Below are 3,963 nucleotides of genomic sequence, written 5' to 3'. Positions count from 1 at the left end.
TGGTCAATACTTGGGCTGATGTGATTAACCGCGCTAATTTGGGTATGGAAGTAATGCACGAGCGTAATGCTCACAACTTCCCTCTCGATTTGGCGGCTGGTGAGTCTACTCCAGTTGCTTTGGTTGCTCCTGCTATCAATGGCTAGGTTTTAGTTGTTGGTAACAAGAAACGCTCTCATTCGTGAGGGCGTTTTTTGTTGGAATAAAATTTGTTTCTTCATATTTTATTCTTCCTCCTCTGATAAAATCACTGACTCTAAAATTGTCCATTCCCCTGAACAATATGTTTAAGAGTCGTCAAAGTTTTCAGGCCAATCAATCCTCGCCTATAGCCCTTTTGATTAGACATTCCCAAAAAGATAGCATCTCCCCGATTTTGATAGCGTGAAAATCGAGGCGAGGCATTAATAAAAGTAGAAGCACTATTAACATCCAAGGCAAATTCGCGACTTTCCTGGTAAGATTCTGTCGCGATACTATCTGCATGACCACTGCTATACCGATTAATCCATGCGATCGCAGCCTCTAAATCCTCTACAACCTTAAACGCTACTGTTTTGTTTAAATAAGGCTGATTCCACTCCACCACCTCAGCCAGTCTCAACTCAGGAAAATCCGCCACCAAATCGGCATCCCCCCTGATTTCAAAGCCTTTCTCCTTTAAACTATTCCACAGTCGCACTAAAGAAGAAGGCTTTTGATTTGGGTCAATCAACACTTTCTCGATCGCATTCACTGGATCTGGTTCGCTTTGATGGCTATCTAAAATCATCCACCTCGCCATTTCTAAACTACCAGTAGGCGACCAATAGAGATAACAATTACCCATAGCCGACCTCAACGCTGGCGCGGTAGACTGTCGCACTACTTGCTGTACTAAACTAGGGCGACCGTAGGGAATTATTAAATTTATATATTGGTCTTGGGTGACTAAATCTCGAATTGACGCACCGCGATCGGCAGGTAATATTTCTAAAGAGCCTACAGGCAAACCCACCTCATCGATCGCTGACTGTAAAGCTTCCGCAATTACCGTATTCGAGTGACTCGCCTCAGTTCCCCCTTTGAGAATTAAACTATTAGCACTTTTCAGACACAAACCCGCTGCGATCGCTGCTAACTCCGGGAATGCTTCGTAAATTAAAGCTATTACTCCCAGGGGAATCTGTTGGCAGTACACCTGACATTGATCTGCCTGGTAAGAAGCACTCACCACTTTGCCAATTGGATCGGGCATTTCTCCTAGTCGCTGGAGAATCTGCACTGTTGTTTGCACCCTTTCTGGCGTGAGTTTTAGCCACTCTACAATCAATTCGGGGATTGCCATCTCCCGACTAGCTTCTAAATCCAGAGTATTTGCTTCTAAAATGTCATTCTGCCGAGCTTTAAGTTCCCGCGCCATCGCCTGCAAAGCCGCAGCACGAACAGTCCCCTTAACCCCCGCCAATTCTAATGAGGCTTGGTAAGCGCGGCGAGCAGCACTTATCGAAGCTTGTGTCGAGGTAGAATCTTCGCTTGTCATCACGCTAACGTCTGTAAGCCAGCCAGACCATAAGCGCTGGCAGCATCGCTAGCAGCACCGCTACCATCGCCCAGAGAATGATATTTGTACCAGGCGATCGCAGCGCCAAGGGCAGCCAAATCACCAAGGGTACCAAAATCATTACCAAAGCCAACGGCAAGTAGTGCGCCTTCAAACCCGGATGCGCTCTGTTCCAATGGTGGCCACTCCAACGCCAAGCTTGCTTATAAGGATAGTTAGTCGAGAGCTGTTCAATTATATAGCCGCTCTCATCCAATACAAAAATTTGCTGACAGCGATTGCATCCAAAGGCTTCTGTCAGCGCGATCGGTACCAAACGACCTCGCCGCCGGCAGGGGCAAGGGTAGTCACCATTTAAATCAATCTTTTGAGCTTTCTGAGATGGCACGAGCGATCGTAGAATCAAAAGCGTTTATGCAGAGACGATCTTAAAGATATCGAATATGATTCTATCATAAGCTTTCCTTCCTTCACCAAATGTTAAGGTTCAAGGGAAAAGCCTGTAAATAGAACTCCCAAGTTTACTTCTTAACTTAATATTGATATCATTCTAAAGCGGGTGACGCGATTCGAACGCGCGACATTCACCTTGGCAAGGTGACGCTCTACCACTGAGCTACACCCGCATTGATTGCGGTAAATATAATAATCTCAAAATCAGCTTGATTTGTCAAGTCTATTTTAGAAATTTTTTCCAGCAATTTTGTTAGCAGTAGGCAAGAGGGGGAGGTAGGGCAGTGCAAAGATTTGTGAAGGCACATTTCCCGCACCCCATTCTCAACCAATATGGCGTTATTCCAAGATTTCCGGCGCAATTGCCCGGTTTCCGGCAATCGACAAAGCTTGAGCAGCAGTTGGGGCCCCAGCAAGTTGACTGTGGGAGTCCCCACCTTGACCCTTAATTTGACGCATCAAACTCGCCATTTCCAAAGCCGCCATTGCATAATCCCAGCCCTTATTGCTTTTAATTCCTGCTCGTTCCAGAGCTTGCTGCATCGTATCCGCCGTCACAATACCGAAAATTACCGGTACCCCAGTCTGAAAACTAGCAGCAGCAATACCCTTAGACACCTCAGCCGCCACAAAATCAAAATGAGGAGTTTGACCTCGAATCACAGCCCCCAAACAGATTACCGCATCGTAGCGGCGAGTGAGAGCCATTTGGTGAGCAACCATAGACACCTCAAAACTTCCTGGCACCCAAACATAATCCACCTGAGTACCGTGAGGATTCGGATCTACACCATGACGCTTTAAACAATCTTGAGCACCTTCCAACAGCTTGCTAGTAATCAAATCATTAAAGCGACCGATCGCAAATGCAAACTTAAAAGATTCTGTCTCAGTAAAATTCCCCTCAAAAACGGCCATGTCAGTAGTTGTTAATTAATTGGTCAAGTGCGGAAGTAGAGACGTAGAGAAGCGAGCAAGAGGGAAGAAACTGGTAAAGTGGGGGAATATCTCAAAACCGCGCCACAGTCTTCCTTCTTCCCTCTTCTTTCTTCCTTCGCTTGGCTCAAACCACCAAAAAGTTCAAAGCCGCCACAGCAAGCACAAGAACGATCCAGATACCAGAACCAAGGTAAAGTAGGCTTTTAGATTGGTTCCAGTTTTGAGGAGAGGCATAGGCGACGGGTACGCCAACAACCATCACAAAGGACAACACAACCAAAGCCGTTAAAACAAGTTGAAACAAGATTGATAACAACATTTTGCTCCTTTTCGATACAAGAGTCCCTAAGTAGAAATACTCCAGGTGGTTTGCGCTAAATTTTGATTAGTTGCTCTGTGACAATCCCACGCCTTGAAGTTGTGGAAGTGTTAGCTCAACTCTTTGCAAATATAGCCCTCAGTAGTAAGCTACCAGAAATTCGGTTCTCTCAGTTGGCGTTTTTGGATTTTGAGCGTGAAGTTAATTTTGTGCCACACTACAGCAGATTTTGACGCTCTTGGAGCCGCAGTCGGGCTTTGTGTGCTACATCCTGGCAGCAGGATTGTCCTGACTGGAGGGTGCCATCCCACTGTCCGAGATTTTTTAGCTCTCCACCGAGACGAGTACCCGTTAATCGAACGTCGTTCGGTCAATCCAAAACTAATTCGTTCTATTGCCATAGTAGATACTACAGCTCGCGATCGCTTGGGAAAAGCTGCTGAGTGGCTGGATTTACCCCACCTACAAGAGATTACTGTCTACGACCATCACCTCAACATCCATCTGGACATCCCAGCTACAACTACCCACATAGAACCAGTAGGCGCTACTACCACTCTGATTGTAGAAAAGCTCCGTTTAGCAGAAAAGAGCGGGGGGGCGGGGGGGCAGGGGGGCAGGGGGAGAGGGGGAGCGGGGGAGGCGGGGGAGGCAGGGAGGGGGATGAGGAAGTTAAATCTGCGTCTTCCCTGTTCCATCTTCCCTACCT

The 3,963-nt window shown here is 46.8% G+C and carries 5 protein-coding genes, 1 tRNA gene and 1 pseudogene; 2 read left to right on the top strand and 5 right to left on the bottom strand.

Features of this window, described 5'->3' with window-relative positions; genetic code table 11:
- A pseudogene (locus tag OSCI_RS29225) lies at positions 1-146 on the top strand (photosystem II q(b) protein); the annotation flags it as partial.
- Between the two features lie 110 nt (positions 147-256).
- Here OSCI_RS29225 and OSCI_RS23265 read toward each other — a convergent pair.
- The 5 genes from OSCI_RS23265 to psbZ all read right to left on the bottom strand — a co-directional run bounded on the left by OSCI_RS23265 (position 257) and on the right by psbZ (position 3,254).
- Positions 257-1,522, bottom strand: a complete 1,266-nt coding sequence (locus OSCI_RS23265) for a glutamate-5-semialdehyde dehydrogenase (RefSeq protein ID WP_007357621.1) — start codon at positions 1,520-1,522, stop codon at positions 257-259.
- A 4-nt stretch (positions 1,523-1,526) separates the two neighbouring features.
- A complete protein-coding gene (locus OSCI_RS28790) occupies positions 1,527-1,931 on the bottom strand; it encodes a hypothetical protein (protein WP_007357620.1) in 405 nt (134 codons plus the stop codon).
- 166 nt (positions 1,932-2,097) lie between these two features.
- Positions 2,098-2,169: transfer RNA gene (locus OSCI_RS23255), tRNA-Gly, on the bottom strand.
- Positions 2,170-2,335: 166 nt separating this feature from the next.
- The gene (gene ribH / locus OSCI_RS23250) at positions 2,336-2,914 is read right to left on the bottom strand and encodes a 6,7-dimethyl-8-ribityllumazine synthase (RefSeq protein ID WP_007357619.1); all 579 of its coding nucleotides are present in this window, start codon (positions 2,912-2,914) and stop codon (positions 2,336-2,338) included.
- A 145-nt stretch (positions 2,915-3,059) separates the two neighbouring features.
- Positions 3,060-3,254: a photosystem II reaction center protein PsbZ gene (gene psbZ / locus OSCI_RS23245; RefSeq protein WP_007357618.1), complete on the bottom strand. Its 195-nt coding sequence runs from the start codon at positions 3,252-3,254 to the stop codon at positions 3,060-3,062.
- 195 nt (positions 3,255-3,449) lie between these two features.
- On the opposite strand from psbZ, the gene OSCI_RS23240 reads away from it, so the two are divergent.
- Positions 3,450-3,963: hypothetical protein (locus tag OSCI_RS23240; RefSeq protein WP_039962906.1), on the top strand; the 514-nt coding region annotated here is incomplete at its 3' end.

Source organism: Kamptonema sp. PCC 6506 (genome assembly GCF_000180455.1).
GTDB classification, from domain to species: Bacteria; Cyanobacteriota; Cyanobacteriia; order Cyanobacteriales; family Microcoleaceae; genus Kamptonema; species Kamptonema formosum.
Note: the sequence above shows the minus strand (reverse complement) of the source record. Positions and strands in the feature narration are given on the sequence as shown.